A 25369-nucleotide genomic window follows, 5' to 3' on the forward strand; every position below is an offset into this window, starting at 1 on the left:
ACTTTCGTTAAACCAAAAATTATACAGAAACAGACTATTTTTTGCACCAAACCTGACTTTTGGTAATTTAATTGGAGTACGAACTATTTATACGACGTTTATAAGCGCTCGGCGAAAGTCCGGTAACTCTTTTGAATGTTCTTGAAAAGTTTGATAAACTTTTAAAACCAGTTAATTCAGCTATCGATTCATAAGAGTGTCTGCTTGCTCCAATCATATGTTGGGCACGCTCAACTCTTTTTTGTGTAATGTAGGCCAATGGCCGCGTTCCGGTATGCGCCTCAAACGTCCTCGAAAAATATTCGGCATTTTGATTTGCCCTTTCGGCTAATGATGCAACCGTTAAAGGTAAATGCAGGTTAGCTTGTACAAACCGCATGGCATCCAAAATTTTCTCAGGAATAAACTGTTGACGTTTTTTCTTAAATATTTCAGGTAATGTGAAGCGGGATATAAATTGCAGTAAAATTCCCTGCGTTTCCAGGAAAACAGATAAGTTTTGATGGTTATTTAATTGCTGATATTCTTTATAATAAACGTGCTTTTCATAAACCTGGGGGTTATCGGAGCGATTAATCCCTCTACCGGGGTTTATTTCGATCAATCGCCTGAAATTGATGACATCAACTTCAGATGCTTTCACTTTCAATATAGAGGGGTTTGCAGGAAACAAGGATTCTCCCTCTAATGATTCTTCAAAAAACTGGACAAAATATTGACTTAAAAAACTGGTACAGGTTAAATCACACAAGGTGTAACTTGGTATAATGTAAAGATATCCCGCTTCTAATTTGAATTTTTTATCAGAATCAGACAATTCTCCTTCTCCATCGTCAATGTAATATATACGATGATAGGGACTGATTACACTTCTATAATTCCATTTACTATTTAGTTTCACATAGTCCACGTGCAAAAGAGAGAAACTATGCCTTAGAACTCTGCGGACTGACATGGGGTAAATGCTATTAATTTCATTTTAGGTATAGAAGTTCGACTTGTTCAAATTTTAATTAATGTAAAAGTCTTACACGCAATATACAATAACAGACTTTTATAAACAAAAATACGCTAAACACCCATATTCAAATAGTTCACTTTGCTGATCGCGAAAGTATTGATGCAGAAAGAGGGATGTTTATTGCGCAAACTTGTGTGTACAAAACACACAAAGGGTGTATACAACTATTGGTTGTATTTTGCATTTTTTAGTATTTTTATGTCAATAAGCACGAAAAACAGATTGAATAAGTGCCTAATTAATAAGTTTTTATGCTATTTGGTGTATACAATATGTAAATAGGTGTATACCCGTATACGGCTACACTTACAGGCTAAAAAACAACAAAGCCCGATACGGGCGTGTATCAGGCTTTGTACTCAGAGCGGGAATCGAACCCGCACTCCGTTTACGGGAACAGGATTTTAAGTCCTGCGTGTCTACCAGTTCCACCATCTGAGCAGGTGTTAACCTTTTAAAAATAAAACCCCTCTGTTAGTTCAGAAGGGTGTTATTGGAGCGAAAGACGAGATTCGAACTCGCGACCCCGACCTTGGCAAGGTCGTGCTCTACCAACTGAGCTACTTTCGCGTTGGTGTTTCCGTTTAGCGCTTTTGCGTTGCGGAGTGCAAATATAGACAGTTTTGAACTTTATGCAAGAGTAAATTTAATAATTTTTTAAAGTTTTTTATAAGTGGCTGGTTGTCAAAACATCATTTATCAAATCACTCTCAAAACCCCTGCTCATGGCATACTGATGCAGTTTATAGCGGCGTTTGTAGGTGTCGCCCTCCTTTAATAAGGCGGCCTTTTTTTCCATAATATTGAGCAAGGTCTCCAGGTAGTCGTCGTAATTAATGCCGTTCAGCGCTTTTTTTATCAGCACATCCGGCACTTTTTTTAGTTTAAGCCCTTGTTTTATCTTGATCTTTCCCCATGCTTTTTGTCTGAATTTACCCGTAGCGTATGCTTTAGCAAAGCGTTCTTCATTTAAAAAGCCATCGCCAATCAATTTTACAATTACATTTTCAACGGCAGCGGGCCAAAGTCCCCACTCATATAATTTATCTCTAACCTCCTGTTGCGATCGCTCCTGATAGGCGCAATAATTCCCGGCTTTTTCAAGCGCAAGTTGCTCATCAATTATTTTTTGTTTTTTTGGAGCGTCCATAAAAACCAAAAATGCCAAAAATTTCTTCTATTGGCAGAAATATAAGCAAATTAGCGTCATATATGCTCAGCAATCAATACACCATTCAGCAGGTTAAGACTATTATTACAGCCGAAGGCGACATTATTACGGATGACATTATCAGCGTATTGCTTACCGATAGCCGCCGTATAACCAACGCCGCTGATGGCTTATTTTTTGCCCTGAGTGGCAGGCGCAACGGGCATGCCTTTATTGCCGAAGCTTACGCCGCCGGTGTGCGCAATTTTGTAGTAAAACAGGGCCCTGAGATAAAGTTACCGCATGCTAATTTCATGATAGTACCTGATGTGCTTACCGCCTTGCAGCAATTAGCAACCCATCACCGCGACCGCTTTAATATTGAAGTGATAGGCATTACGGGTAGCAATGGCAAAACCATTGTAAAAGAATGGCTCTATCAGCTATTTGCCATTGATAAAAACGTTGTGCGAAATCCTAAAAGTTATAACTCGCAAATAGGGGTGCCTTTGTCTGTATGGCAAATGAGCGAGAAGAACGAGTTGGGTGTTTTTGAGGCAGGTATTTCTATGCCCGGCGAAATGGATAGATTGAAAGAGATCATAAAGCCATCTGTGGGTGTGCTTACCCATTTAGGCCCTGCCCACAACGAAGGCTTTGAGGATTTTAAAGGCAAAGTGCGCGAAAAATTAAAGCTGTTTGTTGGCTGCAGGTTAGCGATTTATAATTATGACCAGGTAACGGACTATAAAGACGAAATAATAGCTGACAATTGTTTTACGTGGAGCCGAACCTTCCGCCAGGCGGATCTGTACGTTTTTAGCGAGACCGTTATCTCCAAAAGTTATTACCTGCGTGCTAAATACAAAGAGCAGGAAATTGAGTGCCTTGTTCCGTTTACTGACGAGGCTTCTGTTGAGAATGCGATAACGTGCTGGGCCACCATGCTGGCCTTAGGTTACTCGCCTGTTGAAGCTGATAAGCGTATTGAGCGGCTTACCGCTGTGAGCATGCGGTTGGAGCTTAAGAACGGCACCAATGATTGTTCTGTTATTGACGATACCTACAATTCAGATATCCAATCGTTAGAGATAGCGCTTAATTTTTTGAATCAACAGAATCAGCATAAAAAAAAGACACTTATTCTGTCAGATATCTTTCAATCCGGATTATCTGAAGAGATACTCTATAAACAAGTAGCCGAACTGGTGCATAGTAAAACCATAGACAGGTTTATTGGAGTAGGAGAAGCCCTGATGAGCCGGCAGGACACTATAAATGTACCCGAAAAGCATTTTTTTGCAGATACTAATGCCTTGCTGGCTAAACTCAATACGCTGCGGTTTAGAGACGAGACCATTCTGATAAAAGGTTCGCGCAGCTTTGAGTTTGAACGGATAAGCAGGTTGCTATCGCAGAAGAATCATGAGACGGTGATGGAGATTAATTTAAATGCCTTGCTTAATAACCTCAACTACTACAAGGCTAAACTAAAGCCTGGCGTTAAGGTGATGGCTATGGTAAAGGCATTCAGCTACGGCAGCGGCACCTTTGAACTGGCCAATATGCTGCAATACAACAAGGTAGATTATCTGGCGGTGGCTTACGCAGACGAAGGCGTTACACTAAGGCAATCGGGTATTACATTGCCAATTACTGTAATGAACGCTGAATATTCTGCGTTTGATAAGCTGGTAGAATATAAATTAGAGCCCGTTATGTACAGCTTTGGTTTGTTAGATGAGTTTGTTAAATATGCCCAGTTGAACGAAATTTCTGCCTATCCGGTGCACATTAAGTTAGATACCGGCATGCACCGCCTTGGCTTTGAAGAATTTGAGGTAGATACCTTGTGTGATATGCTGGAGATAAATAAGTATATCCATATTAAATCGGTATTCTCTCATTTGGTAGCCAGCGATGCAGCTGAGCATGATGGTTTTACCGAAACCCAGATAAAACGCTTTGATACCTCCTACAAAAAAATAGAAGAAGCATTAGGGTATAAGGTCATCAAACATTTATGCAATACATCCGGAATTACCCGATGGCCGGCAGCGCAATACGATATGGTAAGATTGGGTATTGGCTTGTATGGAGTTGATGCTGCTGTACCACCCACAGAAGGTGTTTTACAGCCCATTGCTACCTTAAAAACCAGTGTTTCGCAAGTGCGCAAAGTAACGGCTGGTGATACGATAGGCTATTCAAGAAAGGGCCTTATGGCTGATGATGGCAAAATAGCCACCGTGCGCATAGGTTACGCTGATGGTTACTTAAGGGCCTTTGGAAATGGTGTAGGTAAAATGCTGGTAAATGGCACTTTGGTACCTACCATAGGCAACATATCAATGGATATGACCATGATTGATGTTACAGCATTGAATGTAGAAGAGGGGGATGACGTAATAGTATTTAACAATGAGTACCGTATAGAAGAGCTGGCTACTCAGATCGGTACTATTCCCTATGAAATTTTAACTAATATTTCGCAACGCGTAAAAAGGGTGTACTTTTACGAGTAGAAATATTAGCAAGATATGAAGAAGGTAATTGGTGCGCTGTTAAATTATTTTCTAAAGGGTGTTATAGTTGTTGTGCCTATTGGTGCCGCTATATTTTTGATCTATTGGGCCGTATCCACTATTGATAACGCGCTTAACATCAGCGACGTTATTCTGGCTAACAGGGACGGCGAGCCTATCCATATTCCTGGATTGGGCATTCTGAACGTTTTTGTTTTGATAATGATTGCCGGCGTGCTGGTAACCAACGTAATTACAGACCCTATAAAAAAATGGTTTAACCGATGGCTAAACCGTTTGCCTCTTTTTAAATTTTTGTATTCGTCTATTAAAGATCTTACCAATGCTTTTGTTGGCGACGAAAAGAAATTTAACGAAGCCGTTATAGTGGAGGTTAACGAGTTTGGTTTAAAAAAGATAGGTTTCCTGGTACAAAAGGATCTGTCCAAATTGGGTCTTCCGGGCGAGGTAGCTGTTTACTTCCCGTATTCTTACTCGTTTGCCGGGCAGGTGGTTATCATTGCTGCCAACAAAGTTAAGCCGCTTGATAAAAATGCGGCAGATATGATGAAGTTCGTTATCTCTGGCGGTGTTAGTGGGCTGGATTAATCACCGGCTTGCGTTTATCAGCGGCAGCTTTTCTGAAACCTTTTATCACAATAAACATAGCAATTAACACCATAAGGGCGCCTATCAAATAGGAAAAGCCCGGAAAATACCATGCACCATTTTTATTGGTAGAAGCATAAAACGTATAGCCAAACAATAATGGCCCTACAATTACACTCAGGCTATTAACAATCGTTATAGCGCCTTGCAGCTCACCTTGTTCGTTGTTTGCAACCTTTTCCGTAGCAAATGCCTGCAATGCAGGGCCGCCTATTCCCCCAAGACAATAAGGTATCATAAACAGGTACATCATCCAGCCCTGGGTGGCAAAGGCAATCAGAATAAGCCCTATCGCGTAAAAAATTAAGCCCGCTACTATGTTTTTTTGCTGACCGAATTTAGGTATGGTGTAACGGATGAGCCCGCCTTGTATACCCACCAACAGCACCCCTATAAAAATACCCAGCGTACCTACGCTGTTCAGGGTCCACTCAAACTTCTCAAACAAATAGAATGATAAAAGGTACTCCACCGATTTTTGGGCCGTGTAAACCAGCGTTAACACACTGATCAATCCGCCCAGCTCAGGGTGGCGTTTAAAGATAGTGACCAGCGCACCCACGGGGTTGGCACGTTTCCATTCAAAATTGCGGCGATGCTGCGGTTTTAATGATTCCGGCAATACAAAAAAGCCATACAATGCATTAAAAAATGCAAATCCGGCGGCAGCCAGGAATGGGAATTTTAAATTAAGATCGCCCAAATATGCGCCTAAGCCTATCCCTATTATAAAGCCGAAACCCGACGCAGCCCCTACCAAGCCAAAATTGGCAGCGCGTTTATGGCCTGTACTTATATCAGAAATATAGGCCGTGGCAGTTGCGTTACTTGCACCGGCAACGCCTGCTATAAAACGCCCTACAAACAGCCATGCAATTGTAGGAGCAAAGGCCATAAACAAATAATCAATACTAAACCCGAATAAGGAGATAAGCAGAACGGGGCGCCGGCCATATTTATCGCTTAGGCCGCCTATAACAGAAGCAAACAATAATTGCATGCTGGCATATACAAAGTTTAGCCAACCGCTGTATTTTGAAGCTGTGCTAACATCTATGTGGCCAAGCGTTTCTAAAAGTTTGGGTAGCACAGGTACTATAATGCCCAAACCCAATACATCAATAAATATGGTAATGAAAATAAAACCCAATGCCGCGGACCGCTTTTTGCCGGTTTTGTTTACAGAAGTTTTATCAGACTCAGGCGTAAGTTGTGCAGACATATTAAAGGGCCGAAATTAAACCTTACTAATAACCATTAAGTTAATTTTGTGTTTCTTTTAAAACTCCTTATTGCAAAAAATGCGCCCATCAGCATTAAAATAGCCCCTATAATAAAAGGCGCACCCGGAAAATGGACTTTACTATCAGGGCGGGTAAAATAATAAAAAGACTCCGTCATTACCAACGGGCCAAAGATTGAACTCAGGCTCATTAATCCCGTAAGGCCGCCTTGCAGGTTGCCCTGCTCATTGGCAGGCACCTTGTTACTCATATAACCCTGTATGGCGGGGCCGGCTATACCGCCAAGGCAGTAGGGTACCAGTATGGCAAACATCATCCAGCCTTGAGTGGCAAATGCAAATAAAATAAGCCCGGCAGAATAAAGTAATAAGCCTATCCAGATGCTGCGTTGTTCGCCAAATTTGGGTAGTATAATTCTGATCAACCCTCCTTGTACCGCACCTATCATCAAGCCAACAAAACCTAAAGAATAACCTACCCAATCTTCGTTCCAATGAAACTTATACATGGTATAAAAGGTCCAAACGCTTTGTACAGCCTGACCAGCAAAATAAACCAGGAATAAAACCACCGCCAAACCAACTACCGAGTCGTATTTTTTTAATCTAAAAACAGATGTAAACGGATTGATCTTTTTAAGATCTAATGGACGTCTGTGTTCAACAGGTAATGATTCCGGCAACATAAAATAGCCGTAGGTTGCATTTGCAAAAGCCAATATTGCTGCTGCAATAAATGGATAATGCATGTCATGTTTACCTAATATACCGCCAATTACGGGCCCTATTATAAAGCCAAGGCCAAAAGCCGCGCCAATCATTCCGAAATTTTGCGCGCGTTTCTCCGGCGAGCTTACGTCGGCAATATAGGCGGTTGCCGTGGTGAAACTTGCCCCGGTTATTCCGGCCACAATTCTGCCCACAAACAGCCAGGCAATAGTAGGCGCAAACGCCGAAAACAGGTAATCTATACCAAATCCAACCAGGGAACACAATAACACGGGCCTGCGGCCAAATTTGTCGCTCAGGTTACCTATTAAAGGAGCGCATGCAAACTGCATAATGGCATAAGCCGCGGTAAGCCAGCCCGCATAGGCGGAAGCATCGCTTAAACTACCATGAATAAGATGTGCTATTAGCTTGGGGATAACCGGTATAATAATACCCAGCCCCATAACGTCAATTAGTAACGTAGCAAAAATAAAGCCCAGACTGGCCTTTTTCTGCTTGTCGGGTAGTTCCATTAGTGTTGTTAAATGCTGATAAGTTTGTTGATGGATTAAAAGTTTGGTTTCAATACATATTTGTCGTAGAAACGGAAGATATGCTCCGTTGCTTCCTCTGCCGTATCCACCAAGCGGTAAAGGTTCAGATCGTCAGGGTGTATATTGTGCTCTTTTTCCAGCATGTTTTTAGATACCCATTCAAACAAGCCACCCCAGTAATCAGTACCCACAAACACAATCGGGAAACGTGCTATTTTGCCTGTCTGTATCAGCGTCATCGCTTCAAAAGCCTCATCCATAGTGCCGAAACCACCGGGCAACACGATAAAGCCTTGTGAATATTTCATGAACATTACTTTACGTATAAAAAAGTAATCAAACTCCAGTAGTTTGTCCCTGTCAATGTACTTGTTGTTAAACTGCTCAAACGGCAGCTCAATGTTTAAGCCTACAGATTTACCTCCGGCCTCGTAAGCGCCCTTGTTAGCAGCTTCCATAATCCCCGGCCCGCCGCCTGATATAACACCATAACCTCTTTCGGTAAGTAAACGAGCTATTTCTTCGGTCATTTTATAGTATAAATGATCGTTTTTTGTGCGTGCTGAACCAAATATGGAAACACAAGGCCCAATGCGTGCCAGTTTCTCAAAGCCGTCAACAAATTCGGCCATTATTTTAAATATCTGCCACGAGTCGGTAACCTTTATCTCCTGCCAGTTTTTGTTATCAAACGCTCTTCGTAATTTTTCGTCTCCGGTCATATCTCTCTTAAACCTTTATAATTTATATCTGTTTCAAAAAATCTTATTATTAACTGAAAATCAGGCTTTCAGTGTCTCTTTTTTCGCTGATGAGGTAATCAGCAACCCGATAAAGGTTATCGATCCGTTAACCAATATTAATTCGTTATCAAATGTATAACCAAAAAGCGCTGTTGAATGCGAACTGAGGTAATAACATATTGCCGGCGAAATTAAACATATAAAAGGTACAAGCTTATCTTTTACCTGTCTGCCACCCATAAATAACCCAAACGAATATAAGCCAAGTAACGGCCCGTAAGTATATGATGCTACCTTGAAAATAGCGCTCACAACCGCGTCGTTATTTATAGCGTTAAAAATAACAATTGTTAAAAGCAGCAATACCGAAAAACCGATGTGAACATAGTGCCGTGTAGCTACGTTTGCTTTACTGTTAACATCTTTGCCTTTATTAAAGTTTAAAAAGTCGACACAAAAAGATGTGGTAAGTGCTGTAAGGGCAGAGTCTGTGGTAGCAAAAGTAGCTGCAGTTAGCCCCAGCATAAACACAATGGCAGGTATAACGCCCAGGTATTTTAGCGCGATGGTAGGGTAGAGGTAGTCCGTTTTTTCAACTGTTACGCCATATTTAGCCGCATACATATACAGCATAGCGCCCACGCATAAAAAGAAGATGTTTATCACCACAAACACCCCCGTAAAACTGAACATGTTTTTTTGCGCTTCGCGGATGTTTTTAAGGCTAAGGTTTTTCTGCATCAGATCCTGATCCAAGCCAACCATGCCAATTGTAATGAACATGCCCCCTATGAATTGCTTGCCGATGTGAAAATGGCTGGTCATGAAATCATCGAAGAAAAATATTTTGGAGTAACTGCTGTTTTTAACCGCTTCAACCGCTTCAAAAATACTCATATCAAGGCTTCGGCAAATAAAATAAATTGACAGGAAAACCGATGACACCAGGAAAAGCGTTTGCAGACTATCTGTTATAATGATGGTTTTAAGGCCGCCTTTAAACGTATAGGCCCATATTAGCAGTAAGCAAATAATTACCGTAGCAAAAAACGGAATGCCATAGCTGTCAAATATAAATCGCTGTAAAACAATAACTACCAAATACAATCTGAAGGCTGAACCGATGGTTCTGCTTAATAAAAATATCCCGGCGGCTGTTTTATAGCTCCAGGTACCTAAAGCGTGTTCAATATAGCTATATATCGACGTTAGCTTCATGCGATAGTACAAAGGCAATAATACTGTAGCCACAATTATAAATCCGGCCGCATTACCTAAAATAAACTGGAAATAAGCAAACTGATCACCGCTGGGCGCGCCAACTTTGCCGGGTACTGAAATAAAGGTTACGCCGCTTAACGCAGTGCCAATCATGCCAAAAGCAACCAGGTACCATTTAGAGTTGCGGTTGGCCACGAAGAAAGTATCGTTGTCGGCTGATTTGCGTGAGGTAAGCCACGATATAAGCAGAAGCACTAAAAAGTAGCCGATTATAAAAGATAAGAGTATACCTGATGACATATTTCTTTTTTAGTCCGAAAGTCATTAATTAATGTCATGCTGAACTTGTTTCAGCACCCCACATACATGGTGAGCGGATGAGTGCCGAAACAAGTTCGGCATGACATCGGCAATACAACGCTAAGCGATTTACCTAATATTTCTTACTTTCGCAAAATGAATTTCTCATCCAAGCTTTTGGAAAATGCAGTTGCAGAGTTTGCCAGACTACCGGGGGTAGGGCAAAAAACAGCTTTGCGCTTGGTGCTGCATCTGCTTAATCAAAATAAGCAGGAGGTAGAGCAATTCAGCCACGCTATCACCAAACTGCGTAACGAGATCCAGTTTTGCACCCGCTGTCATAACATATCAGACACCAGTATTTGTGAGATATGTTCATCACACAAAAGAGACGCGAGTGTGATTTGCGTTGTTGAGGATACGCGCGATGTAATGGCCATTGAAAACACCAGTCAGTTCAATGGTTTGTACCATGTATTAGGAGGATTGATATCGCCCATGGATGGCATAGGTCCATCTGATCTTCAGGTGGATTCATTAGTGGAACGGCTAAAGGACGGCGAAGTGAGAGAAGTAATATTTGCCCTTAGCGCAACTATGGAGGGAGATACCACCATCTTCTATCTGCACAAAAAATTAAAACATTTCAACATTAACATTTCAACTATTGCCCGTGGCATAGCATTTGGAGGTGAGTTAGAGTACGTTGACGAGATCACTTTAGGCCGATCTATCGTAACACGCGTTCCGTACGAGAACTCATTAACCAAGTAGTATGAAAATATCTGTAGTTGTAGTAAATCATAACAGATGTGATCTGTTAAAGCTTACGCTTAATTCTTTAATAAAATCAGCTAATTCAGCTGATAATGAAGTAATTATAGTGGATAACGCGTCTGCGGATAATACACTTGAAATGCTTAACACTGACTACCCTCAGTTTAGGGTTATTGCCAACAAAGTTAATGAGGGCATTGCCAAAGCGGCTAATCAAGGTATTCAGGCTTCAAGGGGTGAGTATATTTTATTGGTCAACCCTGATGTTATTTTAGGAAAAGAGACCTTAGAAAAGGTCACTGCCTATATGAGTGAACACGAGGACGTTAGTGGCTTGGGTGTGCGTATGTTAGGACCGCAGGGATCATTTCTGCAAGAGTCGAATCGCGGGTTAACTACGCCCTGGATAAGTTTTTTTAAACTAACAGGCCTTGCTAAGCATTTTCCAAAATCGCGTTTAACCAATCGTAATAACAAAGAGTGGGTGCAGGAGTTCCAAACTTCTGAGATAGATATCCTTAACGGCGCGTTTATGTTAGTACGCCGCTCGGTATTTAACGAAATAGGCGGCTTTGACGAGCGCTTCCATCAATATGGATATGATATTGATCTTTCCTACCGTATGCGTTTGGCGGGGTTTAAAAACTATTATTACCCAAAAACATATATCATCAACTTTAAAACCCAGTATGTTCCTAAATTTAGCTGGGCTTTCATAAAGCATTTTTATGGTGCTATGATTATCTTCGCCTCCAAGTACCTGTTTAAATTGCCTGAAATAAAAGTACCGGGCATACAGCTGTACCCGGCACAATATGAAGTTGAACGATAAGGCAGTTATTATTACCGGTGCCTCCTCCGGCATCGGCAAAGCATTAGCTATTGAATTTGCAAAACGTGGCGCTAACCTGGTATTAGGCGCGCGCCAGTATGTAACGCTTTGCGAAATAGCACAGTCGTTGGAGCAGCAATACAATGTAAAGGCGTTAGCTGTGCAATGTGATGTTGTGTCAGAGAGCGATTGTGAACACCTGATAAAGCAAGCAGTATTAACTTTCGGTAAAATTGATGTCTTGGTAAATAACGCGGGCATTTCTATGCGCGCGCTGTTTAAAGATGCCGATGTGGAGGTGCTTAAATCACTGATGGACGTTAATTTTTGGGGAATGGTATACTGCACCAAATATGCCATGCCCGAGCTTTTAAAAACTAAAGGCACGGTGGTAGGCGTATCGTCTATCGCCGGATACAAAGGTTTGCCGGGAAGAACAGGCTATTCTGCATCAAAATTTGCCATGAATGGTTTTTTAGATGCTTTAAGAGTTGAGAATTTAAAAACCGGGGTACATGTGCTTACGGCCTGCCCGGGTTTCACCGCTTCTAACATTCGCAATACGGCGCTTAATAAAGACGGCGTTCAGCAGGGGGAAAGTACTTTACACGAGGAAAAAATGATGACAGCTGAGCAGGTTGCCGCAGTTATTGGTGATGGTGTTGAAACCAGGTCGCGAACATTAATTATGACAGGCCAGGGTAAATTAACCGTTTTGCTAAGCAAAGTTTTACCTGCTTTATTGGATAAGCTTGTTTATAACGTGTTTACCAAAGAAAAGGACGCCCTGTTAAAATAAGGTATCTGACTGTTTACCTGCAGGTAGCGTTATGTGGAAGGTAGTTCCCTCGTTTAGTTTTGTTTCAAACGTTAGCGTGCCCCCATTTTGTACGATCATATCACGGCAAAGTATCAAGCCCAGCCTGTTACCTTTTTCACCCTGATCACTGGTGCTCACAGCATGTTCAAGGCTGAAAAGTTTTTCCACCTCGTTTTCACTAATACCTGGTCCGGTATCTTTGATAGTGATTATAACGCTATCGCCTTCAATAATGGCGGCCAATTCTATTTTATCCCCGCTTTTACAAAACTTTATACTGTTGGATAAAAGGTTGCGTACTACCAACCTTACCATGTTTGGGTCAGCATGTGCAAAAACAGGTTGTTTAACCTTATTGGTCACCTTAAGGCCCTTAAATTCTATTTTGGTTTTAAACAAATGCAGGTTATCTGTTATCGTATCCTTTACGTCAAAATCCAATGCTTGTACAACTATTCCCTCCAGCTGGCTTTTTGACCACTCCAGCAGATTGTCCAGAAATGCCCCTGTAGTTAATATGGTATCTTCTAAACGGCCAAGCAGCATGCGTAACTCGCTTTCTTTTATATCGCCTTCACGGTAAATGCTGAATAAGGTTTGTAAAGTATTAAGAGGCCCGCGCAGATCATGCGAGATAATGGAGAAGAATTTGTTTTTTACAGCGTTCAATCTTTCCAACTCGGCATTTTGGGCCGTTGTAAGCTCCATTTGCGCGTTTATCTCTTCATTGAGGTACTCAAGTTCTTTGTTTATCTGCGCTATTTCTTCCTTTTGATGGAGCAACTGCTGGTTAGCCAGTTGCTTTTCCTTGTTGCGTCTGTATAGTACAATTACAATCAATACTGCCGAAGCCAGGGTAGCTACAATAATGACCAGGATATTGTTATATCGTTGTAGCTTAGTGAGGTATCCGGTATTTTCTGACGCTATCTCCCTGTTATTGTCGGTTAGTGCCGCATTCTCACTCCTGGTGCGTTTTATTTCTGCCAGCGTTACGTCTTTTAGCTGCTTTTCTATTTTTATGCTGTCTTGAATAGAGACGTATTCGGATTGATACTTGAACGCACTCGGTATGTCGTTTTTATTTTTGTAAACACTTACCAGTTTTTCAAGGAACAATGAAGTGCCGGATTTTGACGCGATGTCCCGGGTTATCTGCAATCCTTTTAGCCCATAGTACTCTGCTTTATCTTTACTCCCCATAGCTAAATAAACATCAATTGAAGCCAGCATCATTGCCGCCTCCTGGTATTTATCGCCTAACTGTTGCATGGTGGTACGGGCGCTATCTAAATTGGATATGGCTTCGCTGTAATTTTTAAGGTGATAATGTGCAAGTCCTTTAGCTCTTTGTACCACACCTATCCCGTTGGCATCGTTCAGTTTTTTTCTAATAGCAAGGCTTTTATTAAGGTAGGTTAATGCGAGCTGGTCTTTTTTGAGCGCCTGATAACAACTGCCGAGCGTAAATAATCCGTAAGCAATTCCTTTTTCATCTTTTTCAGCCGTGGCAATTTTCAAACTTTGTTCAAAGTAGCTTTTTGCAACTTCGTTCTGACCGAGGTCAGAATAAAGCGAACCGATATTTATGTAACACTGGTTTATTCCCGGCGAATATTTCATCCGCTTAAATACTTCCAATCCCCTAAAGTAATACTGTATAGCTTCCTTGTCGTTGTCCAGCCTATCATTAAGCAAGCCCAAATTGGAAAGGCACTTACCCATAACCATGTCATATTTACTTTTCTCGGCCTGACTATATGCTTTGTTATAGTAATAAATAGCGCTGTCGTTAAGGCCGCGGATGGTGTAGGCTACGCCCATAGTTAAAAACGCTTCGGCCACAGATTTATCGTCATGTATTTTTACAGCCAAATCTTTACTTAGAAGGGAATAGTAGATACGTTGTTTAAGATCGACAGGAGTGTAAGCGGTGGCTATGTTTTTTAATAGTCTAAGGCGAACGGTATCGGGTATGTTTTTTTTAAGCTCTGATTTTAAGCTGTCTATCTTTGGCGTTTGTGCAAAACACGGACTTAACAATAAAAGTATTAGCCAACAGCAATGCCTTAAAATACCGCGGATATAAAAACGGGGATAGATCATAAATTAATTGGCTATAGTACGGTAAACGGTTTTTGGCGGTGCATTATCCGGGTACCTTATCGCTAATATAACTATTAGCGCAAATTTGGCAAGTACAATTATTTTTATAACAAAGGTTATTTTTGCTGATACTTGTAGTGAAGGCGTTTCAATGTTTCTTCGGATGCCTCATCGCTTGACGCTCCATAGCCTGCTACCAATACCCCTTTTACCCCTGATGGTGACGCGAGTGCATAAACTGTGGCTTCATCGCCCGGGTCTGTCTGTCCTTCATAGCGGTATATATCAACAATTTCAAATTCGTCGGCTGTATAGGCCTGTTCGCCAACTAATAATTGGTTTTGTTTAAGATTAAAATCGCAGGTAAAGCCTTGTTTGCGTAGTTGTTCTATGGCTTCGGATACGGTGGCGTAATGAAATTTTTGTTTTTCCATGGCAGATAGTTCAGAGTTATAAAGCTACTAAAAATATTATAACGACGCTTTTATCATCCTCTCGCGACCGCTCAAATCTTTTCGCAACTCAATTTCTTTAAATAGTTTCGCCTTGAGCATTTCGGTAGTTTGGGTGCCGTAACTCTCGTTGATCTCAAAAAATAAAAAGCCGCCTTTAGTGAGCTTCTCAGCAGCCAGATCGGCTATTGCCTTATAAAATATTAAGGGATCATTCTCCGATACGAAGAGCGCTGTGTGCGGCTCAAAGTCCGTTACATTGCTATGCATCAGGCTTTTGTCTGCAGGGGTAACGTAGGGCGGATTTGAAATGATGACGTTATAATTTGTGAGTTGTGCGTTTTGGGTGTTTAAAATGTCAGCTTCAATAAAGTTTACTTCCACCTTATTCAGCTTTGCATTTTCCCGGGCCGTTTTCAAAGCTGCTGCAGATATATCAATTGCCGACACATTGGCCTGTGGCAAATTCTTTTTCAGGCTGATGGCAATGCAACCGCTCCCTGTGCCGATATCCAGAATATCAATGCCCGCTTGCGGCAGATCACTTTTTAACACCCAGTGTACCAATTCTTCCGTTTCGGGCCGGGGTATCAATACGGATGAGTTTACTTTGAAGGGCAGGCCATAAAATTCCGTATGGCCAAGTACGTATTGCAAGGGTCTGCCTGTTACAAGCTGATCCAAAATTTCCTTGAGTTTGGATTGGTCCGCAGCGTTAATTTCGTATTCAGGAAATGCTTTTAAGTAGGCGTTGGATTGCCCGGTAATTTCCCTTAAGGCCGTTAAAGCTATCGCATCAGCTTCCTGTCCATCATACAGCGCCTTTAATTGTGCCCTGTAAGCTGCAAATACATCTTTAACGGTTTCCATAGCGCAAAGTAACATAAAAAGCTACTTTTGTACCATGCCGACCAACGAATTATACATGCGCCGCTGCCTTGACCTTGCTGCCTTGGCAAGGGGGGCGGTTAGTCCTAACCCGATGGTTGGCGCGGTTATAGTTTATAATGGCAATATAATAGGCGAGGGGTATCACCAAAAATACGGCGGCGCGCATGCCGAGGTGAATGCTGTAAATGATGTGTTGGAGCGATTTGATAATGCTGAGGAATTACTGCTGCAATCCACTATTTACGTTTCGCTCGAGCCCTGCGCTCATTACGGTAAAACACCACCCTGCGCTGATCTGATCATTAAATACCGTATCCCTAATGCAGTTGTAGGCTGCCGCGATCCGTTTGACCAGGTAGATGGCAAGGGTATAGAAAAGCTGCAGGCGGCGGGTATTAATGTTACCGTGGGCGTGTTGGAGCAGGAATGCCGACATCTTAACCGGCGTTTCTTTACACGGGTGCAAAAACACCGGCCCTATATCATTTTAAAGTGGGCTCAAACGTCAAACGGCTTCTTCGCGCCGGATGATAACAGTCAGTTCTGGATAACGGGGCTTGAGTCGCGTAAGCTGGTGCACCAATGGCGGGCTGAGGAAGATGCGGTGCTGGTTGGTAAAAATACGGCTGCTATTGATAACCCACAGCTAAATGTTAGGTACGCTGAGGGGCGAAACCCTAAACGGGTAGTAATAGACCGTAGGTTGGAGTTAGATAGCAGCCTGCACCTGTTTGATAACTCCGTTGAGACGCTCATATTCAACGAAGTGAAGGCCGGTATTACAGGCAGGAACAAATACATAGCCTTAGAGGATTTTGACCGTTATGTACCTCAGTACCTGATGTACCAGCTTTATCTGCAGGATATCCAATCCGTTATTATTGAAGGGGGGGCACATACGCTGCAAACCTTTATTGATGCCGGCATGTGGGATGAAGCGCGCATATTTACCGGGACGGCTGTTTTAAATAAAGGCATCCCCGCACTGCAAGTAACAGGCACTAAGGTTGATGAACAGCAATCTGGCGATGATCTGCTGGAGATCTGGTACAATGCTTAGCTTTTAATATGCTGTTTGACGATACCTATTTAACCATTTCTACATTTGCAGAAGGCGTATTCCGCGACCGCGGCAGTAAGTTCCTGGCTTATGCTTATCCTATTAACGGTGATGCAGAGATCAAAGATATTGTTAGCCGGTTGAAGGCCGAGCATCCTAAAGCTAACCACCATTGCTGGGCCATGCGCCTGGGCACCGATAGATCTGTTTTTAGAGTAAATGATGACGGCGAACCATCCGGCACAGCGGGCAGGCCAATTCTCAATGTACTGTTATCGCGCGATATCACGAACGTGCTGGTTGTTGTGGTGCGCTACTTTGGCGGTACGCTGCTGGGCGTTCCGGGGCTTATTAATGCGTATAAACAGGCCGCAATTGATGCCCTGGATAAAGCTACTGTGACTGAAAGGGCGATACAGGATATATACACGCTGCAATTTGCACATGAGCAGATGAACGACGTAATGCGTGTGGTGAAGGAGCACGGCCTAACCATAGTAAACCAGCATTTTGAAATGCTTTGCACCTTAAAGGTGGGGATACGCAAAACTAAGGTTAACGAGGTTTTAGGGAAGTTGGAGAAACTGCAGCATTTAAAGATAAGCTATACCGAAACCATTTAAAAAAGGGGAGAGGTGTTGCAGAAATATAGGCAACACTTTGCAACACTTGCAACAGTAGTTTTTGCAAGTGGTTGAAATTCAATAGTTTACAACTATTGTAAGTTTAAACATGCAACACTTTGCAACAGACTTATTCGTCAGGAATTTTAGCTGTAAAACCGATTTAATATATTGATTATCAGATTATTGAGAAAGTGTAAAATTGGCAATTTTTTTGCAACACTCCGTTAGTGTCCTATTTCTTCAGAATCACATTGATCGTTTTGATCTTTGCATTGTCTTCAACGCCGGTAAAAGATGATTGGTCGCTCCACCGCCAATAGATCCTGATCTGATCTACTTTATCGGCCCGTAAAACATGCGCGGCCGAAACAGGATCATCACTAAAAAATTCATTCCCATCAACCAACAGTTGTTGTACTTTTTCCTGCTGTGCATACAGTTTGCCCTGGTTGTCTATTGTTATATTGGGTAAACGTTTTAACAGATCGTCTAATTTATCATTTGGTTGTATCACAAAAGCACTGGCCTTATAAACCAAAGTGTCGGTACGCCGGGCTATTACATCCATGTTCTGTTTAAATGGCGCGTTATTTATCTGGGCAAATAATTGGTTGCTGAACGCAAATAAACAAATAGTGAGTAAGGAACTAAAGGATACTGATTTTTTCATTTTACGTTGATATGATCCGGCTCATCGAATATACATATATTATAACGTACGTAACATGCAAATCTTGCCCGGGGTAAAACTGTCAAAATTTATTACCTTTATTTAATTGATAACCAATCACTTTTAAAATAAACCTGCATGATCTGCTCACAACAACACCCCCTTAAAGTACCGGTAAACCATAAAAGTCGCCTCCAGCAATTGTTAATGGCACTATTACTCCCATTTATTATTTATGCTAACGCGAATGCACAGGCAGATACCACGTTAAAAAATACGCTTCCGGCGGGCGGTAAAATGGTTAACGGCAAACCCGCGGGCAAGGGCTGGGTTGATCTGCTGGCCAATGCAGACGACTGGAATTTTGAAAATGCTTTCTGGAAAGTAACCAACCACGAATTTCATGGCACCATTGGTAAAGAAAAGGAACATCATTATAGCTACACAAAAAAATCATACACAGATTTTGAACTGAATGTGATGATAAAAATGGTGGGCGATGAGGATGCCAATTCAGGGGTATGCGTACGCATAAACCCTACGAGTTACGATGACGCGCCCGGTTACCAGATAGATATGGGAAAAGGTTATTGGGGTTCGCTTTGGGAAGAGCGCAGGGCCAGCATGGTGCAAAAATTTCCGGATGCGCTGATACCCAAAGTTGTGAAGTTTAACGACTGGAACCATTATTATATAGTGGCAAACGGCCACCATATACAGGCCTGGCTAAATGGCGTTAAAACAATAGACATTGTGCACAATGCAGGTTTTGACAGCGGAAAGATAGGCTTTCAGCTTTGCCATTTGCATAACCCCACTGTTGTGGATGTAAAATCGCTTTTTATACGGGAGATAAAGAATTAGGCAGCTATGCAACTTTTATTTAGTGCATGAAACCCCTTAAGTCGCTTATCCTTTTAATATCGCACAACCTTACAATTCCATCTAACACAAAATTCACTGTATATCGCGCTTATTTATCATATCCTCCACAGTTTGCTAAAACCTACTTATAACTCAAATTAATGTTGCCATTAAGCGCTTTTATTTTAACCGGAACGCCCCCTCCGTTTAAGCGGCCCTGTATCGAACGTTTCTGTGAACTGCCCGAGAAATTTTTTAGGCGGGTGTGGATAGAACTGCCTTCTACGTCAAGATTAAGCCCTATCAGATCCGGAACGGTCAGGTCAATATTTCCGTCGCCTGTAGTTAACGATATTTCTCCTTTCACCTCATTTACCGTTCCCCTTATGCTTCCGTCAGAGGTACTGGCAGATACAGCTCCTTTTATGGCTGATAGCTCAATGTTACCATCAGATGTCTTTAAGAGAATATCTCCGCTAATTTTACTTGCCTTTAGGTGGCCATCCGAAGAGTAGGATAAAACATCGCCAACAATATCGTCCAGGCTGATGCTTCCGTCGGATGTTTTAAAATCTACATCGCCTTTAACAGCCCTCGCCATAACGTTCCCATCAGATGTATAACCTCCAACATTCCCTGCTATATTGATCACGCTGATATTGCCGTCGCTTGTTTTGATAAGCTGATCTGACGAAAGCCCCGTAACAGACACATTGCCATCAGCAGTTTGCAAATTACAGGCTGTTTGTTTTGGAACGTAAATTTTAAGATTGGCTATAGGTCGATTGTTGATTATAGCGAAATGCCTATTCTTGGGATACTTAATATCGATCTTTAAAATGTTGGCACCCGACGTAACTTCCAATGTTACCTCTTTTTCCAGCGTGGCACGATCTATTTTAAGCAACTCATTGTTCCTTTTCACAATGTAATACACCTCAACGCTGTTTTTATCAGATGGCAAAACTTCAATATTGCCATCATGCGACGAAATAACTAATTGCGCCGGTGTCGTAATTTTATATGATTCTTTAAAAGAATAGTTAGTTTCTTGCGCCATAGCGTTAAAGCTCAGCGCTAACAAACTTGTTATAGATAAGAGAAATGTTTTCATTTTTTGCTGTTTAAATATTTTGAACCTCATATTCTCCATTAATATGCCATTTAGATTAAGTAATTGAATTAAAACAAGTTACGTAGGTAATTAGAATGTGCAAGCGTGCATTTTCGGACGTTTAATGTGCGTTACTGATACAGGTGTATGCTGTTATGCCTTCGCGCAAATAGCTCTTTATAAATGCGTATTTTTACTCCATGCAACAACCCAACAACCCACTTCACGGCAAAACCCTGGAAACGATACTGACCGAGCTGGTGGCACACTACGGCTGGGGAGAGTTGGGTTATCGCATCCGCATTAATTGCTTTGTGTCAGATCCTTCCATTAAATCAAGCCTTAAGTTTTTGCGTAAAACCCAATGGGCACGAACCAAGGTAGAGGAGTTGTATGTGGATACTTTTAATAAGGCCTGATAATCTGCTATAAACGCACAATAAGGCTTTATAAAATAACTAATTATTTAGTAGCTTTGGTTAATTATAAACCTATTATCATGACCAAAAATTTTCATTACCCGGTTTGGCTTTTATTGGCCGCAGTTTGTTTAACCGGTTTTTCTGTTGCTATAAAATTAACTGATTATAAAGCTGATCTTAAACTTCCGGCGGGTTTTTCTGCCAGCATCGTTGCCGATTCTTTGGGCACCACACGGCACATAGCGGTAACCGACAACGGCGATATTTATGTAAAAATGTATTCGGCAAAAAAGGGAAGCGGGGTTTACTTTTTAAGCGATACGGATAATGATGGCCGTATGGATAGAAAAACAGGCTTTGCAACTTACCCGGGCACGGGCATAAAAATACATAACGGCTACCTGTATTCCGCTTCAAATAATGGCGTGTTCAGATATAAGCTAAATAGTAAAAGCGAAGTGGTCAATCCTGATAAACCGGAAACAATAGTTCAGGGTTTGGTTGAAAGAAAAACGGGTAACACCAAATCTATAGCTTTAGATGATAAAGGTAATTTATATGTAGCCATTGGTTCTTATTCTGAAGAATGCAGAGAGAAAGACTCCAACAAGGGCATGCCCGGTTGTCCGCTTTTAGATTCGATAGGAGGTATTTGGAAATTTAAGGCCGATAAGCTTAACCAAACTTATGCCGATGCCACACATTATGCCAGGGGGATAAAAAGTGCCATCGGTGTTGAGTGGAACACCAACACCAGGTCTTTATTTGCAACGCAACATGGGCGCGCCAATTTTGATGATAGATTTCCGCAATATTATACAGCACAGCAAAACGCAGAAATACCCGCCGAAACCGTATATGAATTGCATGAAGGGGCTGATGCCGGGTGGCCGTTTGTATATTATGATCATATAAAAAAGAAAAAGATGCTAACCCCTGAATACGGTGGAGACGGTATAAAAACAGTGGAAGATAAATACCTTGACCCGGCAATTGCATTTCCCGCGCATTTGGCACCTAACGACCTGTTGTTTTATAATGGTGATCAGTTTCCGGCGCGGTATAAAAACGGTGCTTTTGTAGCTTTACATAGCCAATCTACCGTATTAAAGAAAGGATATTTTGTTGCTTTTGTGCCCTTTAAAAATGGCAAGCCTGCCGGCGAATGGGAAATTTTTGCTGAATTAGCCGGTGTTGATCTTCAAAACCCGTCAGGTCCAATAAAATATCGCCCAAGTGGCTTAGCCGAAGGGCCCGATGGATCTTTATATATTGCTGATGACGTAAGGGGAGCTATTTTTAAGGTTACTTATAAAGGTAAATAGGCAATACTTTAATAAGTAACTGACTTACATTTTCTTATGTAAATAAGTTTATAAGCGGTAAAAGGCTGTATACCTGTATACGGCTACACTATTAAATGCATAAAATCAACTACCAGCCCGGGGTAAAGCCCAAGCCAAATACAGGTTTCTTTACATCTGTACGGTTAAGCGGCAGCGCGAAGTAAGGCTCCAATACAAAATAGCCAAAAAGGTTAACCCTTAATGATACACCCGTACTTAAGGCAGGCACACGCTGGTTGGCATTGTATACGGGTAAGCCGTTTACGTCAGCCAGCCTGTCGGGGGCAAGGCCAAGCTTTATCTGGTTGCCGGGGTTCCACGCTAAACCGGCATCAAAAAACAGGTTCAGGTCAGAAAACAGGAACTTTGATTTTATTTGTGCTAATTTCTCGGGGCCGGTAAACGGTAATCTTACCTCAAAACTACTCAACGCAATACGCGAACCCGAAAGCTGGTCTATAGTGAAGCCGTTGCTGGGTTGCCCGCTGCCATTGCCGTTATAAAAAGTTTGCGATTCATATCCCCGCATCAGGAAAGGATAGCCTAAAAACAATGGGTAAAGGGCATCAGCTTTGCCAAACCTGCCGTAACCGTATAAACGCATGGCAAAAGTTACCGGGGCTACCCTTAAATACTTACGCAGATCTATCGTCGGCGCGAAAAACTTATAGCTGCCAATGTTATACGCTGCTTCTACACGGTATCTGAAACCGCTTAGCGGGGCTGCAACACCAAAAAATGAATTGTCGCCCACTAATGCCGTGCTTGCCTGAAAAATCCTGAAGGTTTGCAGGTTAATGCCACCGTTGGTCGGATCCGCATTATATTCGCTTGTGCTGATATTACGCTTTTCGTAGCCTAAATAATAGTTGTCTTTGTCGTAGTAAGTGCTGTACCTGTCAACCCGGTAATAGTACTGCGAAGCAGCCGCGCCAAATTCAATACGATGAACTTTGTTGAACGGATAGGCAGTAAATACAGAAACCTGATCCTGAAAAGTGCGCACAATATCATACCGCTCTTCAATTGCCGGCGTTGGTTTGTTATTTAAATTATAACTGGTGGCTACCGCGCTATAAGTAGCAAAGCGGTAGGGGATGTGTGATATGCCTGCGCCCCAGTTCCAACGACTCTCCTGGTTGATGTACATAAACTGTCCGCCAAAATCGTATAACTCGCCGTTAACGGCCACGCCGGCATAGATCTGGTTACGGCCAAGGATATCACTAAAAACGCCTTGTATACCGCTGGACAGGCCCGTGTTACCGAATGAGCTTACAGATACGCCTACACCGCTGCCTGCCAGGTAGTCCATTTTAAATTTAGAGCGGTATTTAATCGTCTTAACAGAATCTGCGGGTATTCTGGGGTAAGCCAGGTAATTGTTAAGGTTGCTATTGATAAGGTCGACCCCAACAGAGCGTGGCGGAGGTAATGTACCCGCCGCAAAGTTTGTTTGCGCCGGATCTGCCGCTACAGCGGTAAAATCAGCTTCTTTAGCGCTGTATAAATTATATTTCTGCGCGCGATAGTAGGAGTAGGCCACATCGCCGCTGGCAGCTATGCTTAATGCAGGCGAAAACTCTGTTACCCCGCTGATGCCGGTAAACATGTTTGTCATTTGCTTTACCTGCCCGCTGCCTACGTTATAAAGGTAAAGGTTACGGAAACCGTCGCGGTTAGACAGGAAGTAGATCCCCGAACCATCCGAAGAATATTGCGGATTTAAATTATTGGCCCCGTTAAACACGTTCAGGTTGGTTACGGCACCGGTAGCCATGTCATAAACAGCCAGGTTAAACGTTATGGCCTGCGCCTGGGTTTTATCATATGTGGTCCTGTCTGAAGCAAATATGATCTTTTTACCGTCGCGAGAAAAAGCCGGTTGATAATCTGAGTATTTATCGTTAGTTAACTGGGTAACTTTTTTTGTATCGAAGTTGTAAACGTACAGATCGCTTTGTCCCTCAGACATCCCCTGAAACACGATCTGGTTACCCAATGGCGACCACGACAGGTTGCCAAACTGCTCCGCCTTTTCCATGGATACATTATACAGTACTTTGCCGCTTGGTACCTCAACAACCAACATGCGGTTACGGCCCTTACTAAACACACTAAAGGCAAACTTTTTACCATCAGGCGACCATGTTCCGGCTGACTCCAGGAAGTTAAATTCATCAACGTGGGTGTTGGTTGTTCGGCTGGTTAGCTTTGTAATTATTCGCCCCGTTCGGTTATCTGCCAGGAAAAGGTCAATAGAAAACAGACCCTTTTCTGATAAAAAGGCCATGTACTTACCATCAGGACTGATGGAAGGCGCCAAATTCATCTTGCCAGAGTTTTTATCATTAATAACAATATGGCCTATTGGTTTCTGTACTGTATCGGTTAAAAATGGCTTATAAGTGGCTTCTATTGATTTTTTCCAAAGCTCTGATAGTGTTTTATCATCATACCCAAACGTGCGCCGTATGGCATAAGGAAGCCCAAAGCGGGCTGTGTTTTTAAAGAAAGGCACAATAACCGTATCGCCATAGGTTGACCCAATAAACGACCAGAACGCCTCACCATAGCGGTAAGGGAAATATTTGCTGCTTTCGGTAAGGTCGCGTATGGTGGGGATATCATTGTTCAGGTAAGCATCCCGCATCCACATAGCGGTATAGCTATCTTTTTTACCGATGGACAGGTATTCGGCCATACCCTCCACCATCCATAGGGGTACGTTATCCAGATTTTCAAATTCGTCGCCCTTCCCCATCAATATATGGTATTGAAAGGCGTGCACCAGCTCATGCCCCAATACGTGACGGGTAACATGGTTATTCTCCATAATCGGCATTACCACCCGGTTTTTTAATCCTTCGGTAACCCCGCCTGTCCCTACATCAATATCTCCGTCAATGGCTGTAGTTTGTTGAAAATCAGGGTGATTAGCATATAAAATTATAGGGTTGGCTACCTTAAAAGTATCTCTAAAAACCTGTTGATGCAGGGTGTACCAAAGCTCACTTTCCTGCGCCATTCGTTTTACAAGGCTATCATTTTTCAGGTAATAGTATATTTCAAAATGCGGCGTTTTGTAAACCTGAAACTTGAGTTTTTTATAGCGAACCTTATTTTGGCCAAAATACTGGGCCTTTGCATCAAATCCGGCCAGCAACATATATACAATACTGACAAGTACAACAGAGAATTTTGCTGTTTTAGAGATAAGGAAGCAAGGTTTTGCCATAAGCTTAATATTAT

At 42.2% G+C, this 25369-nt stretch carries 22 protein-coding genes and 2 tRNA genes; 10 read left to right on the forward strand and 14 right to left on the reverse strand.

Annotation, left to right across the window (positions count from 1 at the left end; translation table 11 throughout):
• Positions 1 to 67: 67 nt before the first annotated feature.
• From ACFQZS_RS02065 to ACFQZS_RS02080, 4 genes are all read right to left on the reverse strand, one after another.
• Positions 68 to 817, reverse strand: coding sequence for a helix-turn-helix domain-containing protein (locus ACFQZS_RS02065; protein ID WP_377096829.1), 750 nt, complete (start codon positions 815 to 817; stop codon positions 68 to 70).
• Between the two features lie 560 nt (positions 818 to 1377).
• Positions 1378 to 1462 (reverse strand) — tRNA-Leu (locus ACFQZS_RS02070).
• A 53-nt stretch (positions 1463 to 1515) separates the two neighbouring features.
• Positions 1516 to 1591: transfer RNA gene (locus tag ACFQZS_RS02075), tRNA-Gly, on the reverse strand.
• A 97-nt stretch (positions 1592 to 1688) separates the two neighbouring features.
• Positions 1689 to 2171 (reverse strand): regulatory protein RecX, encoded by a 483-nt coding sequence (locus ACFQZS_RS02080; protein WP_377096831.1) that lies wholly within the window; start codon positions 2169 to 2171, stop codon positions 1689 to 1691.
• Between the two features lie 11 nt (positions 2172 to 2182).
• Between ACFQZS_RS02080 and ACFQZS_RS02085 the strand changes: the two genes are divergently transcribed.
• The gene (locus ACFQZS_RS02085; protein ID WP_377096833.1) at positions 2183 to 4696 is read left to right on the forward strand and encodes a bifunctional UDP-N-acetylmuramoyl-tripeptide:D-alanyl-D-alanine ligase/alanine racemase; all 2514 of its coding nucleotides are present in this window, start codon (positions 2183 to 2185) and stop codon (positions 4694 to 4696) included.
• A 15-nt stretch (positions 4697 to 4711) separates the two neighbouring features.
• Positions 4712 to 5305, forward strand: coding sequence for a DUF502 domain-containing protein (locus tag ACFQZS_RS02090; protein WP_377096835.1), 594 nt, complete (start codon positions 4712 to 4714; stop codon positions 5303 to 5305).
• Here the strand turns inward: ACFQZS_RS02090 and ACFQZS_RS02095 are convergent.
• From ACFQZS_RS02095 to ACFQZS_RS02110, 4 genes are read right to left on the reverse strand one after another with little or no spacing between them, the layout of a single operon-like run.
• The gene (locus tag ACFQZS_RS02095; RefSeq protein ID WP_377096837.1) at positions 5289 to 6587 is read right to left on the reverse strand and encodes a TCR/Tet family MFS transporter; all 1299 of its coding nucleotides are present in this window, start codon (positions 6585 to 6587) and stop codon (positions 5289 to 5291) included. The two genes, ACFQZS_RS02090 and ACFQZS_RS02095, sit on opposite strands and share 17 nt — an antisense overlap.
• 35 nt (positions 6588 to 6622) lie before the next feature.
• Positions 6623 to 7852 (reverse strand): TCR/Tet family MFS transporter, encoded by a 1230-nt coding sequence (locus ACFQZS_RS02100; protein WP_377096838.1) that lies wholly within the window; start codon positions 7850 to 7852, stop codon positions 6623 to 6625.
• A 35-nt stretch (positions 7853 to 7887) separates the two neighbouring features.
• On the reverse strand, positions 7888 to 8595 hold the full coding sequence (locus tag ACFQZS_RS02105) for an LOG family protein (protein ID WP_377096840.1): 708 nt from the start codon (positions 8593 to 8595) through the stop codon (positions 7888 to 7890).
• A gap of 60 nt (positions 8596 to 8655) precedes the next feature.
• A complete protein-coding gene (locus ACFQZS_RS02110) occupies positions 8656 to 10137 on the reverse strand; it encodes a sodium:solute symporter (RefSeq protein WP_377096841.1) in 1482 nt (493 codons plus the stop codon).
• A 156-nt stretch (positions 10138 to 10293) separates the two neighbouring features.
• Between ACFQZS_RS02110 and recR the strand changes: the two genes are divergently transcribed.
• From recR to ACFQZS_RS02125, 3 genes are read left to right on the forward strand one after another with little or no spacing between them, the layout of a single operon-like run.
• Positions 10294 to 10911, forward strand: a complete 618-nt coding sequence (recR, locus tag ACFQZS_RS02115; RefSeq protein ID WP_377096842.1) for a recombination mediator RecR — start codon at positions 10294 to 10296, stop codon at positions 10909 to 10911.
• Between the two features lies 1 nt (position 10912).
• Positions 10913 to 11746 (forward strand): glycosyltransferase family 2 protein, encoded by an 834-nt coding sequence (locus ACFQZS_RS02120; RefSeq protein WP_377096843.1) that lies wholly within the window; start codon positions 10913 to 10915, stop codon positions 11744 to 11746.
• The gene (locus ACFQZS_RS02125) at positions 11730 to 12545 is read left to right on the forward strand and encodes an SDR family oxidoreductase (protein WP_377096845.1); all 816 of its coding nucleotides are present in this window, start codon (positions 11730 to 11732) and stop codon (positions 12543 to 12545) included. The genes ACFQZS_RS02120 and ACFQZS_RS02125 overlap by 17 nt, the downstream gene beginning before the upstream one ends.
• On the opposite strand, the gene ACFQZS_RS02130 is transcribed toward ACFQZS_RS02125, so the two are convergent.
• The 3 genes from ACFQZS_RS02130 to prmC all read right to left on the reverse strand — a co-directional run bounded on the left by ACFQZS_RS02130 (position 12537) and on the right by prmC (position 15994).
• Positions 12537 to 14672 carry a tetratricopeptide repeat protein gene (locus ACFQZS_RS02130; RefSeq protein WP_377096847.1) on the reverse strand — a complete coding sequence of 712 codons (2136 nt, stop codon included), beginning with the start codon at positions 14670 to 14672 and terminating at the stop codon, positions 12537 to 12539. The two genes, ACFQZS_RS02125 and ACFQZS_RS02130, sit on opposite strands and share 9 nt — an antisense overlap.
• 116 nt (positions 14673 to 14788) lie before the next feature.
• The gene (locus tag ACFQZS_RS02135) at positions 14789 to 15106 is read right to left on the reverse strand and encodes a phosphoribosylpyrophosphate synthetase (RefSeq protein ID WP_377096849.1); all 318 of its coding nucleotides are present in this window, start codon (positions 15104 to 15106) and stop codon (positions 14789 to 14791) included.
• A gap of 36 nt (positions 15107 to 15142) precedes the next feature.
• The gene (gene prmC / locus ACFQZS_RS02140) at positions 15143 to 15994 is read right to left on the reverse strand and encodes a peptide chain release factor N(5)-glutamine methyltransferase (RefSeq protein ID WP_377096851.1); all 852 of its coding nucleotides are present in this window, start codon (positions 15992 to 15994) and stop codon (positions 15143 to 15145) included.
• Positions 15995 to 16028: 34 nt separating this feature from the next.
• On the opposite strand from prmC, the gene ribD reads away from it, so the two are divergent.
• Together ribD and ACFQZS_RS02150 are read left to right on the forward strand one after the other, a co-directional pair.
• Positions 16029 to 17075: a bifunctional diaminohydroxyphosphoribosylaminopyrimidine deaminase/5-amino-6-(5-phosphoribosylamino)uracil reductase RibD gene (gene ribD / locus ACFQZS_RS02145; protein WP_377096852.1), complete on the forward strand. Its 1047-nt coding sequence runs from the start codon at positions 16029 to 16031 to the stop codon at positions 17073 to 17075.
• 8 nt (positions 17076 to 17083) lie between these two features.
• A complete protein-coding gene (locus ACFQZS_RS02150) occupies positions 17084 to 17698 on the forward strand; it encodes an IMPACT family protein (RefSeq protein WP_377096854.1) in 615 nt (204 codons plus the stop codon).
• 235 nt (positions 17699 to 17933) lie between these two features.
• Here the strand turns inward: ACFQZS_RS02150 and ACFQZS_RS02155 are convergent, their stop codons facing one another.
• On the reverse strand, positions 17934 to 18371 hold the full coding sequence (locus tag ACFQZS_RS02155; RefSeq protein WP_377096856.1) for a hypothetical protein: 438 nt from the start codon (positions 18369 to 18371) through the stop codon (positions 17934 to 17936).
• A 207-nt stretch (positions 18372 to 18578) separates the two neighbouring features.
• Between ACFQZS_RS02155 and ACFQZS_RS02160 the strand changes: the two genes are divergently transcribed.
• Positions 18579 to 19235 (forward strand): 3-keto-disaccharide hydrolase, encoded by a 657-nt coding sequence (locus ACFQZS_RS02160; protein ID WP_377096858.1) that lies wholly within the window; start codon positions 18579 to 18581, stop codon positions 19233 to 19235.
• Positions 19236 to 19377: 142 nt separating this feature from the next.
• Here the strand turns inward: ACFQZS_RS02160 and ACFQZS_RS02165 are convergent, their stop codons facing one another.
• A complete protein-coding gene (locus tag ACFQZS_RS02165) occupies positions 19378 to 20349 on the reverse strand; it encodes a DUF4097 family beta strand repeat-containing protein (RefSeq protein WP_377096859.1) in 972 nt (323 codons plus the stop codon).
• A gap of 200 nt (positions 20350 to 20549) precedes the next feature.
• On the opposite strand from ACFQZS_RS02165, the gene ACFQZS_RS02170 reads away from it, so the two are divergent.
• Both ACFQZS_RS02170 and ACFQZS_RS02175 read left to right on the forward strand, forming a co-directional pair.
• Complete coding sequence (locus tag ACFQZS_RS02170) at positions 20550 to 20768, forward strand: VF530 family protein (RefSeq protein WP_377096861.1); 219 nt, start codon at positions 20550 to 20552, stop codon at positions 20766 to 20768.
• A gap of 80 nt (positions 20769 to 20848) precedes the next feature.
• The gene (locus tag ACFQZS_RS02175) at positions 20849 to 22096 is read left to right on the forward strand and encodes a PQQ-dependent sugar dehydrogenase (protein WP_377096862.1); all 1248 of its coding nucleotides are present in this window, start codon (positions 20849 to 20851) and stop codon (positions 22094 to 22096) included.
• A 109-nt stretch (positions 22097 to 22205) separates the two neighbouring features.
• Here the strand turns inward: ACFQZS_RS02175 and ACFQZS_RS02180 are convergent, their stop codons facing one another.
• On the reverse strand, positions 22206 to 25355 hold the full coding sequence (locus ACFQZS_RS02180; protein WP_377096864.1) for a tolB protein precursor: 3150 nt from the start codon (positions 25353 to 25355) through the stop codon (positions 22206 to 22208).
• Positions 25356 to 25369: the final 14 nt, after the last annotated feature.

The organism is Mucilaginibacter calamicampi (assembly GCF_042676765.1).
Taxonomy (GTDB): Bacteria; Bacteroidota; Bacteroidia; order Sphingobacteriales; family Sphingobacteriaceae; genus Mucilaginibacter; species Mucilaginibacter calamicampi.

What these genes read in the sequence shown, in the direction of transcription:
- ACFQZS_RS02080 (WP_377096831.1), bottom strand. Translation starts at nt 2,171, where the DNA reads ATGGACGCTCCAAAAAAACAAAAAATAATTGATGAGCAACTTGCGCTT.
- ACFQZS_RS02085 (WP_377096833.1), top strand. Translation starts at nt 2,183, where the DNA reads ATGCCAAAAATTTCTTCTATTGGCAGAAATATAAGCAAATTAGCGTCA.
- ACFQZS_RS02090 (WP_377096835.1), top strand. Translation starts at nt 4,712, where the DNA reads ATGAAGAAGGTAATTGGTGCGCTGTTAAATTATTTTCTAAAGGGTGTT.
- ACFQZS_RS02095 (WP_377096837.1), bottom strand. Translation starts at nt 6,587, where the DNA reads ATGTCTGCACAACTTACGCCTGAGTCTGATAAAACTTCTGTAAACAAA.
- ACFQZS_RS02100 (WP_377096838.1), bottom strand. Translation starts at nt 7,852, where the DNA reads ATGGAACTACCCGACAAGCAGAAAAAGGCCAGTCTGGGCTTTATTTTT.
- ACFQZS_RS02105 (WP_377096840.1), bottom strand. Translation starts at nt 8,595, where the DNA reads ATGACCGGAGACGAAAAATTACGAAGAGCGTTTGATAACAAAAACTGG.
- ACFQZS_RS02110 (WP_377096841.1), bottom strand. Translation starts at nt 10,137, where the DNA reads ATGTCATCAGGTATACTCTTATCTTTTATAATCGGCTACTTTTTAGTG.
- recR (WP_377096842.1), top strand. Translation starts at nt 10,294, where the DNA reads ATGAATTTCTCATCCAAGCTTTTGGAAAATGCAGTTGCAGAGTTTGCC.
- ACFQZS_RS02120 (WP_377096843.1), top strand. Translation starts at nt 10,913, where the DNA reads ATGAAAATATCTGTAGTTGTAGTAAATCATAACAGATGTGATCTGTTA.
- ACFQZS_RS02125 (WP_377096845.1), top strand. Translation starts at nt 11,730, where the DNA reads ATGAAGTTGAACGATAAGGCAGTTATTATTACCGGTGCCTCCTCCGGC.
- ACFQZS_RS02130 (WP_377096847.1), bottom strand. Translation starts at nt 14,672, where the DNA reads ATGATCTATCCCCGTTTTTATATCCGCGGTATTTTAAGGCATTGCTGT.
- ACFQZS_RS02135 (WP_377096849.1), bottom strand. Translation starts at nt 15,106, where the DNA reads ATGGAAAAACAAAAATTTCATTACGCCACCGTATCCGAAGCCATAGAA.
- prmC (WP_377096851.1), bottom strand. Translation starts at nt 15,994, where the DNA reads ATGGAAACCGTTAAAGATGTATTTGCAGCTTACAGGGCACAATTAAAG.
- ribD (WP_377096852.1), top strand. Translation starts at nt 16,029, where the DNA reads ATGCCGACCAACGAATTATACATGCGCCGCTGCCTTGACCTTGCTGCC.
- ACFQZS_RS02150 (WP_377096854.1), top strand. Translation starts at nt 17,084, where the DNA reads ATGCTGTTTGACGATACCTATTTAACCATTTCTACATTTGCAGAAGGC.
- ACFQZS_RS02155 (WP_377096856.1), bottom strand. Translation starts at nt 18,371, where the DNA reads ATGAAAAAATCAGTATCCTTTAGTTCCTTACTCACTATTTGTTTATTT.
- ACFQZS_RS02160 (WP_377096858.1), top strand. Translation starts at nt 18,579, where the DNA reads ATGGCACTATTACTCCCATTTATTATTTATGCTAACGCGAATGCACAG.
- ACFQZS_RS02165 (WP_377096859.1), bottom strand. Translation starts at nt 20,349, where the DNA reads ATGAAAACATTTCTCTTATCTATAACAAGTTTGTTAGCGCTGAGCTTT.
- ACFQZS_RS02170 (WP_377096861.1), top strand. Translation starts at nt 20,550, where the DNA reads ATGCAACAACCCAACAACCCACTTCACGGCAAAACCCTGGAAACGATA.
- ACFQZS_RS02175 (WP_377096862.1), top strand. Translation starts at nt 20,849, where the DNA reads ATGACCAAAAATTTTCATTACCCGGTTTGGCTTTTATTGGCCGCAGTT.
- ACFQZS_RS02180 (WP_377096864.1), bottom strand. Translation starts at nt 25,355, where the DNA reads ATGGCAAAACCTTGCTTCCTTATCTCTAAAACAGCAAAATTCTCTGTT.